Origin of the sequence: Vreelandella rituensis (assembly GCF_003336665.1) — a bacterium.
Classification (GTDB): Bacteria; Pseudomonadota; Gammaproteobacteria; order Pseudomonadales; family Halomonadaceae; genus Vreelandella; species Vreelandella rituensis.
The window spans coordinates 62,360-75,130 of the sequence record NZ_QPIJ01000015.1; the positions used below are offsets into that span (position 1 = coordinate 62,360).

Annotated in this window: 13 protein-coding genes; 11 read left to right on the forward strand and 2 right to left on the reverse strand. The window is 55.9% G+C overall.

Annotated elements, in window-relative coordinates:
* Positions 1–30 precede the first annotated feature (30 nt).
* Both DU506_RS08615 and ptsP read left to right on the forward strand, forming a co-directional pair.
* The gene (locus tag DU506_RS08615) at positions 31–522 is read left to right on the forward strand and encodes an RNA pyrophosphohydrolase (protein WP_114486543.1); all 492 of its coding nucleotides are present in this window, start codon (positions 31–33) and stop codon (positions 520–522) included.
* Between the two features lie 93 nt (positions 523–615).
* On the forward strand, positions 616–2,877 hold the full coding sequence (gene ptsP / locus DU506_RS08620) for a phosphoenolpyruvate--protein phosphotransferase (protein WP_114486544.1): 2,262 nt from the start codon (positions 616–618) through the stop codon (positions 2,875–2,877).
* On the opposite strand, the gene DU506_RS08625 is transcribed toward ptsP, so the two are convergent.
* Entirely contained in the window at positions 2,874–3,656 is a 783-nt protein-coding gene (locus DU506_RS08625; protein ID WP_114486530.1) for an NRDE family protein, read from the reverse strand. The two genes, ptsP and DU506_RS08625, sit on opposite strands and share 4 nt — an antisense overlap.
* A gap of 159 nt (positions 3,657–3,815) precedes the next feature.
* Here DU506_RS08625 and DU506_RS08630 point away from each other — a divergent pair, with 159 nt between their 5' ends.
* The 8 genes from DU506_RS08630 to DU506_RS08665 all read left to right on the forward strand — a co-directional run bounded on the left by DU506_RS08630 (position 3,816) and on the right by DU506_RS08665 (position 11,519).
* A complete protein-coding gene (locus DU506_RS08630) occupies positions 3,816–5,090 on the forward strand; it encodes a response regulator (RefSeq protein ID WP_114486531.1) in 1,275 nt (424 codons plus the stop codon).
* A 10-nt stretch (positions 5,091–5,100) separates the two neighbouring features.
* Positions 5,101–5,898: a sulfite exporter TauE/SafE family protein gene (locus tag DU506_RS08635; protein ID WP_114486532.1), complete on the forward strand. Its 798-nt coding sequence runs from the start codon at positions 5,101–5,103 to the stop codon at positions 5,896–5,898.
* 73 nt (positions 5,899–5,971) lie between these two features.
* Complete coding sequence (lgt, locus tag DU506_RS08640; RefSeq protein ID WP_114486533.1) at positions 5,972–6,769, forward strand: prolipoprotein diacylglyceryl transferase; 798 nt, start codon at positions 5,972–5,974, stop codon at positions 6,767–6,769.
* A 93-nt stretch (positions 6,770–6,862) separates the two neighbouring features.
* Positions 6,863–7,636, forward strand: a complete 774-nt coding sequence (locus tag DU506_RS08645; protein WP_235825486.1) for a thymidylate synthase — start codon at positions 6,863–6,865, stop codon at positions 7,634–7,636.
* Entirely contained in the window at positions 7,633–8,166 is a 534-nt protein-coding gene (locus tag DU506_RS08650) for a dihydrofolate reductase (RefSeq protein ID WP_114486535.1), read from the forward strand. The genes DU506_RS08645 and DU506_RS08650 overlap by 4 nt, the downstream gene beginning before the upstream one ends.
* A gap of 23 nt (positions 8,167–8,189) precedes the next feature.
* Entirely contained in the window at positions 8,190–8,987 is a 798-nt protein-coding gene (locus DU506_RS08655; RefSeq protein WP_114486536.1) for a ProQ/FINO family protein, read from the forward strand.
* A 269-nt stretch (positions 8,988–9,256) separates the two neighbouring features.
* Complete coding sequence (locus DU506_RS08660; RefSeq protein ID WP_114486537.1) at positions 9,257–10,399, forward strand: porin; 1,143 nt, start codon at positions 9,257–9,259, stop codon at positions 10,397–10,399.
* A 109-nt stretch (positions 10,400–10,508) separates the two neighbouring features.
* A complete protein-coding gene (locus tag DU506_RS08665) occupies positions 10,509–11,519 on the forward strand; it encodes a hypothetical protein (protein ID WP_114486538.1) in 1,011 nt (336 codons plus the stop codon).
* A gap of 96 nt (positions 11,520–11,615) precedes the next feature.
* Here the strand turns inward: DU506_RS08665 and rfaH are convergent, their stop codons facing one another.
* A complete protein-coding gene (gene rfaH / locus DU506_RS08670; RefSeq protein WP_114486539.1) occupies positions 11,616–12,137 on the reverse strand; it encodes a transcription/translation regulatory transformer protein RfaH in 522 nt (173 codons plus the stop codon).
* A gap of 489 nt (positions 12,138–12,626) precedes the next feature.
* On the opposite strand from rfaH, the gene DU506_RS08675 reads away from it, so the two are divergent.
* On the forward strand, positions 12,627–12,771 hold a 145-nt coding region (locus DU506_RS08675; protein ID WP_181870721.1), incomplete at its 3' end, for a helix-turn-helix domain-containing protein.

Below are 12,771 nucleotides of genomic sequence, written 5' to 3' on the forward strand. Positions count from 1 at the left end.
GGCAATTGAAAATTTAATAAGGTGATGTCCGTGATCGACGCTGACGGCTTTCGCCCCAATGTTGGCATTATCCTTGCCAATAGCCAGGGGCAACTGCTTTGGGCGCGTCGGGTAGGACAGAATGCGTGGCAGTTTCCTCAGGGAGGCATCAATGCGAACGAGACATCGCGAGAGGCGCTTTTTCGTGAACTTCATGAAGAAGTTGGCCTGACCGCCGATGATGTCGAAATAATCGCTTGTACCCGGGGGTGGCTGCGCTACCGCCTGCCACGACGCATGATTCGTACCCAGTCCCGGCCGATTTGCATCGGCCAGAAACAGAAATGGTACCTACTCAGGATTCGCTGCCAGGAAAGCAGAATCTGCATGAGCGCCTCTCCCAAGCCGGAGTTCGATGGTTGGCGCTGGGTCAGTTACTGGTATCCACTGGGCCAGGTGGTGCCTTTCAAGCGGGAGGTGTATCGCCGGGCGCTGCGTGAGTTGTTACCGCGAGTTCAGTACCTGGCTCAGGGGGATGAGTGATAAGGTTGTCGTTTTACTTACCCCTTGCCCAAGCGCGGGCACTTTCTGCCAAGGAATTTCTCAGCGAGGCTAATAATGAAGACTAAGATGTCAATGCTGGAGGTTCTGCGTCGAATAATTCAGGAAGTCAACGGAGCCCGCAATCTGGATGCCGCTTTGTCGACCATGGTGCGGCGTATTCGCAAGGCGATGAAAACCGATGTCTGTTCGTTTTATCTCTACGACAAGGAAATGGAAACCCTGGTATTGATGGAAACCATCGGCTTGCGTACCCAGGCGGTCGGCCGAGTCGTCTTGCCGGTGGGAGAAGGACTGGTGGGGCTGGTTGCCAAACGCAGTGAGCCTCTCAACCTGGAAGATGCGCGAATCCATCCTCAGTTTCGCTATTTTGAAGCGACCGGCGAAGAACGTTATTCCAGTTTTCTCGGGGTGCCGATCATTCATCAACGCCGCATGCTGGGTGTGCTCGTGGTGCAGCAGGCTGAAAAGCGCAGCTACGACGATGAAGATGAGGCTTTTCTGGTCACCATGGCGGCCCAGTTGGCCGGGGTATTGGCGCATGCGTTGGCCACCGGCAACTTGTCGCGCCCATTGCTGGCCGGGGGGCAGGCGATGTTTTCCGGCGTGGCCGCCTCGCCGGGCATGGCGATGGGCGAAGCAGTGGTCATCGCGCCGCCGGCGGATCTCAATAGCGTGCCGGATCTGGTGCCCAGGGATCAGGAATACGAGATTACCCGCCTCAAGGAGGCCATAGGCCGCACCCGCGCCGAGATTCGCGCGGCGGGGGAGCGTCTGGCCAGCCGGATATCGGCCCAGGAGCTGGCGCTTTTCGATGTCTATCAACAGATGCTGGGGGAAGCGGCGCTTTCCGAAGAAGTGGAAAAGCGTATCCGTGAAGGGCAGTGGGCACCGGGGGCGCTTGCCGACGTGGTGCGCCGGCATGTTCAGTATCTGGAGCGCGTCGACGATAACTACCTGCGTGAACGCGCGGCGGATATTCGCGACCTGGGTCGCCGAGTACTGGCGCATTTGCAGGAAGATACGCCTTCCACGCCCGAGGTCTACCCGGATGAAACCATCCTGGTGGGCGATGAAATAAGTGTCGCCATGCTGGGAGAGGTGCCGCGTGAAAAACTGCGTGGGCTAGTCTCGGTACGCGGCTCAAGCACCTCGCATGTCGCCATTGTGGCGCGGGCCATGGGCATTCCCACCGTGCTGGGCATGGTTGACTTGCCGCTGCATCGGTTGTCCGGTGCTCCGGTGGTGCTGGATGGTCACCGGGGACGATTGTTCGTGCGCCCCGCGGCGGAACTTCAGGCGCGTTACCAGACGCTTATCGCCGAAGAGCTGGCCTTGGGCGAGCTGCTTGAGCATGAGCAGGACCTGCCCAGCGAAACCCCCGATCATTACAATATGCCATTGATGGTCAACACCGGTTTGGCGGTAGAGGCCTCCAACCTGCTCAAGCGGCGTATCAGTGGGGTGGGGCTGTATCGTACCGAAGTCCCGTTCATGATCACCGAGCGTTTTCCAGGCGAGAAGGAGCAGACCCGCCTGTATCGCGACCAATTGGAAAGTTTCTCGCCGCTACCGGTGGTCATGCGCACCCTGGATATAGGCGGTGACAAGGACTTGCCTTATTTCCCTATCGATGAAGCCAATTCCTTTCTGGGCTGGCGTGGAATGCGGGTGACGTTGGACCATCCGGAAGTGCTGATGGTGCAGCTGCGGGCCATGCTCAAGGCCTCACATGAGTTGGACAACCTGTACGTGCTATTCCCCATGATCACCAACGTGGAAGAGGTCGATGAGGCGCTGCGCCTGCTCGACCGTGCCATCGTGGAGCTCAAGGAGGAAGGTGCCGAAGTCAAGCGGCCCAAGGTGGGGGTAATGATTGAAGTGCCTGCCACCATCTACCAGATGGATGCCTTGGCCGAACGGGTGGATTTCTTCTCGGTAGGCAGCAACGACCTGACACAGTATCTCCTGGCGGTGGATCGTAACAATCCGCGGGTATCGGATCTTTACGATGCCTTGCACCCTGCGGTGCTGGCGGCATTGGATGAGGTGGCCCGCGACGCCAAACGCCTGGAGCGACCGGTTTCATTGTGCGGCGAGCTGGCCGGTGATCCTGCCGGGGCCTTGCTGCTGATGGCGATGGGCTTTACCAGCCTGTCAATGAACGCGCCGAGTCTGCCCAAGGTGCGGGCCGCCATTCGTCGAGTGCCATGGACGGATGCCAGGAAGTTGCTGGGTGAAGTATTGGCGTTAGCGACCCCGACGGAGGTGCATCGTCATCTGGAAGCCAGGATGGATGAGTGGCAGCTTTCGCACCTGATGCCACCCCGGGATTAAGCGTAAATGGGCACCTGCAGCCGTATTTCTCCGAGGTGCGTGCCCGAGGGTCCGAAGCTTTCCTCGGTAATGGTGATGTGCTTTCCGGCATGCAGGCTCAACCAGGTGGTGGCACGGGTGCCGTAGGCTTCCCCGAGAATGAATGCCGCGGAAAGTCGCTGTTCCAGAGCGAGTTCTATGCCGGTATCGGGCAGGCGTTCAAGCGGGGCGGTTCGGGTATCCTGAATGGCCTGCTTGACAGGGTTCGGCCAATCGCCTTGCAGGTCTTTGCTCAAGCTTTCTCGCAGACGTTGGCAAACATGGGTGAGCTTGGGCCAGGGCGTATCCAGGTCGGCATTGGATAATCCGTGAACGCCGGGCGCTACCCTCTCGAGACGTGTACTCTGGCGCCCTCGGTGCAAATGCCACAAGGCATGCTGGTCGCCCACCAGCAAGTTGAATCCGGCATAGCGCTGGGCGCCGTTTTCAGCCAATGCCTGTAACCAGACGGATGGATCCTTGCATTCCAGCGCCTGGCGAACCAGGGCGCCACGGCTAGGCGCCGCCAGGGGTGTGGCCATGAGTGGGTCGCGTACATTGGTCAAGGCCGCGACGCGTCCTTGCCGGTTGACCGCCAGCCAGGTACCGCCGGCTTCAAGGTCGCGCCCGCCGACAATATGCGGCGCATCGGGCCAGTTTGCCAGTGCCGCCGCCGGGCGTGCATGGAATTCGTCACGGTTGGCGATCAATCTCAGGGGCAGTGCACTATCCGGTTGCCAGGCAAAGGCGATCAAACACATGGCAGGCTCTCTTGTGATGAAATACAGCGTCGGCCCAAGGGTACAATCAAGCGGGCCGGGGCGTATATATGACAAGCATTTCCAGGCCACGTACACTCCACACCGGGAGCGCCAGGCGTTAAGCCTGTTTCTGCGTGCCGACAGGAAGGCGACGATACAATGGCTCAGCATGATAAGGAAACGTATTTCTGGAGCCTGCTGATATGGCCGCTTCTCTGGCCGTTATTGGTGGCGCAGTTGTTGCTCGTGCTGCTGTGCCTGATCGTGGGTCTGGTGGTGTGGGGAATGATGCCGACTTATGTTACCTGGAGTGCGACGGGCTGGTTGATGCTGACGCTCTTGCTCGGTAGCAGCTTGAATGTCGCTGTGTTTCTCATGCTGGTAAAGTCGCGTCTCAAACATTACGAAAACCAGTGGAATCAGCAGCTTGACGACCTTGAGCGGTGCTCCGGCGAAGTGCAGGAATGTAGCGGTTCGGCGGCTTTGCCATCCCCGCCCAGCCGAGGTGCCGACAGCGGGTCGTCCCCACTGGATCGACTATCGCGCTTGACGGACAACCTGGGAGCACTTGCACGCTGCGGTGCTTGTATCGGTTCGCAGGGTGCGTTGCAGGGGATCCCGCAAAGTCAACGGGAACACTCATTGCTGGAAAGCTTGCAGCAGCAGCAACAGCAACAGCAACTGACGCAGTTACTCCTGGGACGTGACCGAGCCCGCGAAGAATCCCGATTGAAATCCAGTTACCTGGCATTGGTTCAACGTGAAATTGATCGGTTAATGGATTATCTCAATGGCTTGATGGTGGAAGGCAGTGAGACAGCGTGGCGTAACGATATCGGAGATATGCGCGAACAGTTGGCGGATATTCGTGTGCTACTTTCCAACCTCCAGGACTCCAGTCCGCAAGGCGCTGACCCAGCTGCTGAGAAGGTGCCTGAACTGGAAGATGAGCAGCGTGTTGATGAGCGTGCGTCGCTGACGGCTTCGCGCTTGAAAATCCTGGTGGTGGATGATGGCCCCGTGAACCTTATGCTGGCGTGCCAGATGCTGGAAAGCCAGGGATTTGATGTGGAAGGTGTCAGCAGCGGCCAACAGGCACTGAAGCGTCACGAACAGCGGTATTTTGATCTGGTGTTCATGGATATCTTCATGCCCGGCCTGGATGGCATGCAGACCAGCCGATTATGGCGTGAGCAGGAGCAGGAGCAGGAGCAGGTTGCACTTGGAGAAAGTGAGCTTGAAGAAGCGAGATCCAGTGTGCTTATCGCCTTGACCGCCAATGCCGACCAGGCGGGGCGCGAACAGTGCCGTCAGGCCGGCTTGGATGATTTCTTGACCAAGCCTTATCAGCCTGATGCCTTGCTTGACGTCATTCGTCGATGGTTTCCCGCCGTTATCGAGGAGAAGAAAGTTATCAAGGAGAAACAACCGTGAGTCAGCCTTTATGAGCAGCTTGGTAACCTTGGTGGGCTATTTGGGGCTGGGTGCTGCGGCCGGTACCTTGGCTGGGCTTTTCGGTGTGGGGGGTGGGTTGATCATCGTGCCCGCTCTGGTATTTGCCTTCACGTTGCAAGGAGTGGCACCGGAAATCATCATGCATCTGGCGGTGGGCACTTCGCTTGCTACCATCGTGGTGACGGCCACTTCCTCGACCTGGGGGCATTTTCGCAAGGGGAGTCTTTACCGGCCCTGGTTTCTGGCATTGTTGCCGGGGTTGATGCTCGGGGCGGTGGGCGGTGTTTTTGTCGCCGATACGTTATCCAGCACCGTATTGGGCACCCTGTTCGGGGTGTTTGTACTGCTGGTGGCCGTAAAGATGGCCTTGGGGTTGGCGCCCAAACCCGGCAGCATGGCGCCGGGTAAGCTTGGCATGGGGATTGCCGGCGGGGTGATTGGAGGTATTTCCGCTTTGTTCGGCATCGGTGGCGGTACTCTGGCCGTGCCCTGGCTATCGCGTTGTGGCGCGACCATGACCCAGGCGGTGGGTACGTCAGCGGCTTGTGGGCTACCCATCGCTCTGTTCGGGGCGCTGACCTTCATTGTGGTCGGCTGGGACCACCCGTTGCTCCCTGATTGGGCCAGCGGTTTTGTCATGTGGCCGGCTTTTTTGGGTATCGTCATTGCCAGCGTACCTTTCGCTCACCTAGGCGTGAAGCTGGCCCATGTATTACCGGCGCGCGTATTGCGCTTGGCCTTTGCCGGATTATTGGCAATCGTGGGGATACGTTTTCTATTGACGTAAGCCCATCGTAGGGGCACTCATTCACAGTCCTTAAAATCAGACAGACTTTTAAGACAGACCTTAGAGAGAACCGATGCTGACATACCCCGATATCGATCCGGTCGCCATTGCCATAGGGCCTATCCAGGTACATTGGTATGGCCTGATGTACGTCATCGGCTTCGTCGCCGCCTGGTGGTTAGGCTGTCGCCGCGCCCCGCGTATCGGCTTGAACAAGGATGACGTGGGCGACTTGCTGTTCTACTGCGCGATTGGCGTGGTGGCTGGAGGCCGGTTGGGTTATGCCATCTTTTATGGGCTGGAACAGTGGGTTGCCGACCCGTTATGGGTATTTCGGGTGTGGGATGGTGGCATGAGCTTTCACGGCGGCCTGATCGGGGTCGTTGTGGCGACGATATTCTTTGCCCGTAAGAAAAAACTGGCTCTTTTCACGCTGGGTGATTTCATCGCACCGCTGGTTCCCATCGGTTTGGGTGCAGGGCGTATCGGTAATTTCATCAATCACGAGCTTCCCGGACGGGTCACCAACCTGCCATGGGGCATGCCGTTTCCGGGGATGGGGCCGGAGCCACGCCATCCCACGGCATTGTATGAGGCGCTGCTCGAAGGTGCCGTCTTGTTTGCTGTTCTATGGTGGGTATCAAGCAAGCCACGTGCCCGTGGGCTGGTTTCCGGTTTGTTCCTGCTGCTTTACGGCCTGTTCCGTTTTGCCGTTGAGTTTGTGCGCTTGCCGGACCCGCATATCGGTTTCATCGCTTTCGGCTGGGTAACCATGGGTATGCTGCTTTCACTGCCCATGATCGTGCTCGGTGGGTTTTTGGTTGCGTGGTCACGCAGCCAGCCGGTGGATGGAACAAAGCGCTCGGCGTGAATAACCGTTTTACATTCAATTAGTTAATTTAACGCTGGATACACCGTGACTGCTGAAAAATTGCCTGCTATTGAGCAACCTTATCTGGACTTGATGCGCACTGTGCTGGAAAACGGCGTAGAGCGTCGTGACCGTACCGGGGTAGGAACGCGTTCCATCTTCGGCCATCAAATGCGTTTCGATCTTTCGCGTGGCTTTCCTCTGGTGACCACCAAGAAATTGCATCTGCGCTCTATTATCCATGAGCTTTTATGGTTTTTGCGTGGCGATACCAATATTGCCTACCTCAAGGAAAACGGGGTGCGTATCTGGGACGAATGGGCCGATGAAAACGGGGATCTCGGGCCGGTTTATGGTTACCAGTGGCGCAGTTGGCCTGACCCGCAGGGCGGTCACGTGGACCAGATCAGCAAGGTGCTCGAGCAGATTCGCACCAATCCGCAGTCCCGTCGTCTGATCGTCTCCGCCTGGAACCCGGCACAGGTGGATGAAATGCAGCTGCCGCCGTGCCATTGTCTGTTCCAGTTCTATGTGGCCGAGGGCAAGCTTTCCTGCCAGCTGTATCAGCGTAGCGCGGATATCTTTCTGGGCGTGCCGTTCAATATCGCAAGCTACGCGCTGCTATTGAGCATGGTGGCCCAGGTAGTCGGGCTTGAACCGGGGGAGTTCGTCCATACGCTGGGCGATGCCCACCTGTACATGAATCATCTGGAGCAAGCGCGGGAACAACTGACGCGTTCGCCGAAAGCCGCTCCTCGCCTGGTACTCAATTCTGAGATCAAGGATCTTTTTGCCTTTGGTTTCGATGATATTTCCATCGAAGACTATGAGTTTCACCCGCCTATCAAGGCCGAGGTTGCCGTATGACTGTTTCAGAAACCCTGGTGCCGGTCGCCATGATTGTCGCCATGTCCAGGAATCGTGTCATCGGCGTGGAAGGGAAGCTGCCCTGGTATTTGCCGGAAGATCTCAAGTTTTTCAAGCGTATCACCCAGGCCAAACCATTGGTGATGGGCAGGAAAACCTTTACTTCCATTGGTAGGGCGCTGCCCAATCGACTCAATATCGTAGTGACACGCGATACGTCATTTGCTCACGCTGGCGTACGGGTATGCCATGACCTGGAGCCCGCCTTGGCGCTGGCCGATCAGCAAGCCACAATTGATGCGGCGGAAGAAATCATGGTGATGGGCGGCGGCGAGATCTACGCCCAGGCGCTACCCTTTGCTCAGAGGCTGTATGTCACCGAGGTTGACGTGGAAGTGGAAGGCGATGCCTATTTCCCTGAGATTGACCCAGTAACGTGGCAAGAAACTCAGCGAGTCGCGGGGAGCCCTGCCAAGGGGCAGCCTGATTATGATTTTGTGATTTACCAGCGCCGGCAGCCGAGCCAATAGGCAATGCCAAGGAGACATCGAGTATGACTCAATCCGTGCTGCAGTTACTGGAACATTTGGAGCGCCGTCTGGACATGGCTAACGTGGAATTACAAACGTTACGTGAAGAAAATGCACGGCTCAAGGCGCAACTTCGTAACCTGGCGGAACCACCAGCGCCGGTAACATCCGAACCGGCATTGCCAGAGCCGCAACCCCAGCCAGCGGTTACTTCCTCGACAGTTCAAGTTGAAGTGCAGCCGTCATCGCAGCAGCCGGCAGAAGAGAACGTTTCAGCGGCGCAAGCGCCACCTTCCCCTCAGGCATTGTTGAATCAATGGTACGAGCGTTATCCAAAGACGTTTTTCAAAGGCCACACTCAGCCGTTGAAAGTGGGCATTCACGAAGATTTGGCAGCCAAGGAGCCGTGGTCGAACAAGCTGATACGCCGAGCTCTGGCCAGTTACGTCAATCTGCCGCGCTACCTCAAGGCGATGCGCGAAGGTTCCACACGTATCGATTTGGAAGGCAGACCTGCAGGTGTAGTGGATAAAGATGCCGCCCAGCACGCCGCGGAAAAACGTACCCCCGCTTCAAAACAGAGGTCAAACGCGCCCCGTATGGCCAAGCAGGGTGCGCCTGCGGTTGACAAGAAAACCAGCGGCCAGCCGGGTGTGGTCAAGGATAAAGAGGCAGTCAGTAGGGATAAACGTAGCAAAGCCGCTACTCATTCTGACAAACCCCAAACTGTTCATCACGCCAGCAAACCGAGCGCTGCACCGAAATACGAAACCATGGAAAGCAAGCTCGCTGCGTTGCGGCAGAAATATGAAGGCAGCTGAGACTACCATGCTGACGTTTGGTTCCGGCGCCGCCGGATGAATAATTGGAAAACAGTGTTTTTTTCTATTGCGCTCGTTGGAATCCCGGTATAGAGTTTGCCCTGCGAGCATTGGAATATAAAAAGGCTGAGCTGAGGACATGCCACATACTGTCGGGAAAAACCCCACGGATGGCTAAAAGAGCATGCCCAGCGAGCCGGCTGTATCGGCGCATATCGCGCCCTACAGAAAACGATCGAAACAGTAAGCTAGTTAAAGGAATTTTAAACATGAAAAAGACACTCTTAGCGACTGCTATCGCCGGCGCTGCCGTAATGGCTGCCTCTGGTGCCCAAGCTGCTACCGTCTATAATGAAGACGGCACCAAGCTGGACCTGTACGGCAATATCCAGATTGCTTACTTAAACCAAACTCAAGCCGATGGTTCTGATGAAGACGAACTGAAAGATAATGGCTCTACCATCGGTTTCGCCGGCGAGCACATGATCACTCGTGATCTCTCTGGCTACTTCAAGGCGGAATTCGAGCACGACGCTGACGAAGCCAAGACAGCTGGCGGTTTGAACACTGGTGACCAGGCCTACATCGGTCTGAAGGGCAACTTCGGTGATGTGCGTCTGGGTTCCTGGGATCCGCTGATCGACGACTGGATTCAAGATCCGATTACTAACAACGAAGCCTTCGATGTCACTGATACCAACAGCCGTATTGTGGGCATCGAAAACACACGTGAAGGTGACAAACTTACTTTCACCTCTGCGTCCTTGAACGGTCTACAGTTTGCTGTGGGAACCCAGTTTGAGGGCGATGCCGAATCCGATGGTTCTGCAGTCGTTAACCCCCCTGTTGGTGGTTCACTAAGCGTTAGCCAGGATAGCGGCAGCAATGCCTCCTTCTTCGGTGGTGTGAAGTATACCGCTGGTGCCTTCTCGGTCGCCGCTGTCGTCGATGACCTGGGCAACAACGACGGTACCTTCACCGGCACCGATGCCGATGGCAACACAATCGGCGGCGACTTCGATGCAGGCGTCCAATATGGTATCACCGGCCAGTACACCGTTGATACCTTGCGTGTCGCTCTGAAACTCGAGCGCTTCGAGTCTGATAATGACTACGTTGCCGACACCAACTACTACGGCCTTGGTGCACGTTACGGCTATGGCGTGGGCGACATCTACGGTGCCTACCAGTATGTTGACGTGGGTGGTGGCAACTTCGTCGATACCGCCCAAGACGCTGCTTTCAGTGGCGACTGGCCGAACGAGCGTGAAGACGAAAGCTACAACGAAATCGTTCTGGGTGCTACCTACAACATTTCTGACTCTATGTACACCTTCATCGAAGGCGCTATGTACGACCGTACAAACGACGAAGACGACGGCGTAGCGGTTGGTGCTGTCTACTTGTTCTAAACCTTTTATCGAGACGTGGGGGTTCCCAGTCTCCTAGGGTTTGATACATGAAGCCGATCCCTTAGGGGGTCGGCTTTTTCATATGTTGGTACAAATGGAGTGTGGCTATATGAATAAGGTGACATTGACTGCCAGCCTGTTGGCTCTTGGGATCGGGGTTGCGGGCACTCCAGCAGTCGCTAGTGATATGCAGGAGCGTTTTCGTGAAGAAGGTAGGCAGCTTGATTTAACCGGTTTCCTGCAGTCGGATACGGATGCGCGCAGCCGTAGCTTTCTGTATGGCAGTGTGCAAGAACACGACTTTACCGTTACGGAGACTGGAACTTACCGCTTTGAGAGTCGAGTGCCGGCAGGAGAGTCGGAAGACTATCGTGTTGACGCGGTATTGCTCGACGAGCAGGGACAACGTTTAGCCGGCGGGGAGGCTCTCGGTGAAAACGGAGGTCTGTCGCTGGAAGAGCGCTTGGCACCGGGTGATTACGTGCTGCAAGTGCAAGGCCAGAAATTCGGTACCGTCAGCCGCGGTGGTAACAGCTTCTATGTCACGGTATCCGGCGTCGATGTGGAAGATGGGGTGTCTCGCGGTGATGGAATTGCCTTTACCGGTAACAGTCGTGAAGGCGGGCGCAGTGCGTTTGTGCGCCGCTCTGACGCTGTAGTTGCGGTGGCGGCTCCAAAAGCCAGTCAATCAACGCAAGTGCCAGAAACTCAGGCATCGTTAAATCAAGAAGCGCCAACCAATGTAGAAGCTGCTGAACCTACCGAATCACAAAAGCCGGACCAAGCCAAAGGCTTTGAACAAATCGTGGCTGATGTGAAGATTCGTGCAAGTGAAGAGGTGCTTACCTTTGAAGTGCTGGAAGCCGGTACTGTTGCAATCTCAACCTCCACATACCCTAGCGGCTATGAAGATACCTACCGTATCGAGTTGGACGTTCTGGATGAATCAGGCAATGTCGTCGCAGAAGGCGCGGGAGAAGGCTTCGATGGCGATGTCGACCTTCAGACCAAGTTGTCGCCGGGGCGTTATCAGATCCGTGTGAAGGGTCAAAAGTTCGGCTCCGCACATTCAGGGGTCAACAACTACGAACTGAAAGTCGAACAACTAGATCGGCAATAGGTCTGATTCATGAAAACCGGTGCTGTGAAGTGAATTGAAGGCGGAGTTTCCTCCGCCTCAACGTCACGAGAATGAACGGGTAGCCGATTAACGTCCTCAATCCTTCTTGAGATGCTGAAGGGGCATTTCCAGGTGCTGCGGGCGCTGAAGAATGTTGAGCAGCACGATAGCGCGCTCTTCTCCCTTGGTACGGGTAAAGATGGCTTCGAGTTCCTTGAAGGGACCTTGAGTGATCCGGACCTTTTCGCCCGCCATGAAATAAGTATGGGGCGTCTCATCCTCGGCTGTGGCGTGAGATTTAAGGGTTTCCACAAGATCGTCTTTCACAGGCACGGGGGTGTCTGCAAAGGTAAGTAGGCGCAAGACACCCCTCGTCGAGCGTATAGGTCCCCAATTGCTAGCGATCTGATCCAATCGGATAAAAAGGTAATAAGGAAATAATGGCTCAGTAATCCAAGTGAGCTTGTTTTGTCGCTTCCGTTGTACTTTCAGCACAGGATGAAGAATTTCATAGCCTTGGTTGGCAAGATGTTCAGCGGCGCGAAAAGACTCCCCCCCTTTGCACTGAATGACGTACCAGCAGGGGGCTACATTTGCTATCGGGTTGTTGGGTTCCATACGTTCATCCTTGAGTTTGAAACATAGGCGCCCACTCTTTCAAGAGCGGGCGTTATAGTCAACGTTTTCAGCTTCAAGGGACGATAAAGAACATTCAGCCGATACGTTTGATGGCTTCACGAACCTCCTGGCAGTTTCTTTTTTGCATGATGTAATCATTATTTGCTATGCGGTCAATAGCCAAGATGCCTAGGGCTTGTTGAGTGAGTTAATATTGACGAGGGTCAATACGTTGAAATACGCCGCAAAGAAGGTGATTGGATGGGGGCAAGGATTAAGCGATACTCTCATGTTGAGCAATGTTTTCAAGGTGCCTTACGTCCCAATTCTTGTGGGATTTGATGCCTGACAACAAGCAAATTATCAAGAAGCGCGTAATACCTCTTCCTGAGTCGCGTAGCGCGAAGGGAGGGGATACAAGAGCGGCGCCCGCCAGGGTGCCTTGTTGGCACTTGAAAACTTACAAAAAAACGGACTACGCTGTAAAAAATGAAAGCCGAACGCGCCTACAAATACCGATTCTACCCGACGCCCGAGCAGGAAATCCTGCTGGCGCGGACGTTTGGGTGCGTGCGGGTTGTCTGGAACGCGGTGCTGCGCTATCGCACCGATGCGTTCTATCAGCGTCAGGAAA

Excerpts from the sequence above, each read along its gene's own strand:
- ptsP (WP_114486544.1), top strand. The coding sequence starts at position 616 with ATGCTGGAGGTTCTGCGTCGAATAATTCAGGAAGTCAACGGAGCCCGC.
- DU506_RS08625 (WP_114486530.1), bottom strand. The coding sequence starts at position 3,656 with ATGTGTTTGATCGCCTTTGCCTGGCAACCGGATAGTGCACTGCCCCTG.
- DU506_RS08630 (WP_114486531.1), top strand. The coding sequence starts at position 3,816 with ATGGCTCAGCATGATAAGGAAACGTATTTCTGGAGCCTGCTGATATGG.
- DU506_RS08635 (WP_114486532.1), top strand. The coding sequence starts at position 5,101 with ATGAGCAGCTTGGTAACCTTGGTGGGCTATTTGGGGCTGGGTGCTGCG.
- lgt (WP_114486533.1), top strand. The coding sequence starts at position 5,972 with ATGCTGACATACCCCGATATCGATCCGGTCGCCATTGCCATAGGGCCT.
- DU506_RS08645 (WP_235825486.1), top strand. The coding sequence starts at position 6,863 with ATGCGCACTGTGCTGGAAAACGGCGTAGAGCGTCGTGACCGTACCGGG.
- DU506_RS08650 (WP_114486535.1), top strand. The coding sequence starts at position 7,633 with ATGACTGTTTCAGAAACCCTGGTGCCGGTCGCCATGATTGTCGCCATG.
- DU506_RS08655 (WP_114486536.1), top strand. The coding sequence starts at position 8,190 with ATGACTCAATCCGTGCTGCAGTTACTGGAACATTTGGAGCGCCGTCTG.
- DU506_RS08660 (WP_114486537.1), top strand. The coding sequence starts at position 9,257 with ATGAAAAAGACACTCTTAGCGACTGCTATCGCCGGCGCTGCCGTAATG.
- DU506_RS08665 (WP_114486538.1), top strand. The coding sequence starts at position 10,509 with ATGAATAAGGTGACATTGACTGCCAGCCTGTTGGCTCTTGGGATCGGG.
- rfaH (WP_114486539.1), bottom strand. The coding sequence starts at position 12,137 with ATGGAACCCAACAACCCGATAGCAAATGTAGCCCCCTGCTGGTACGTC.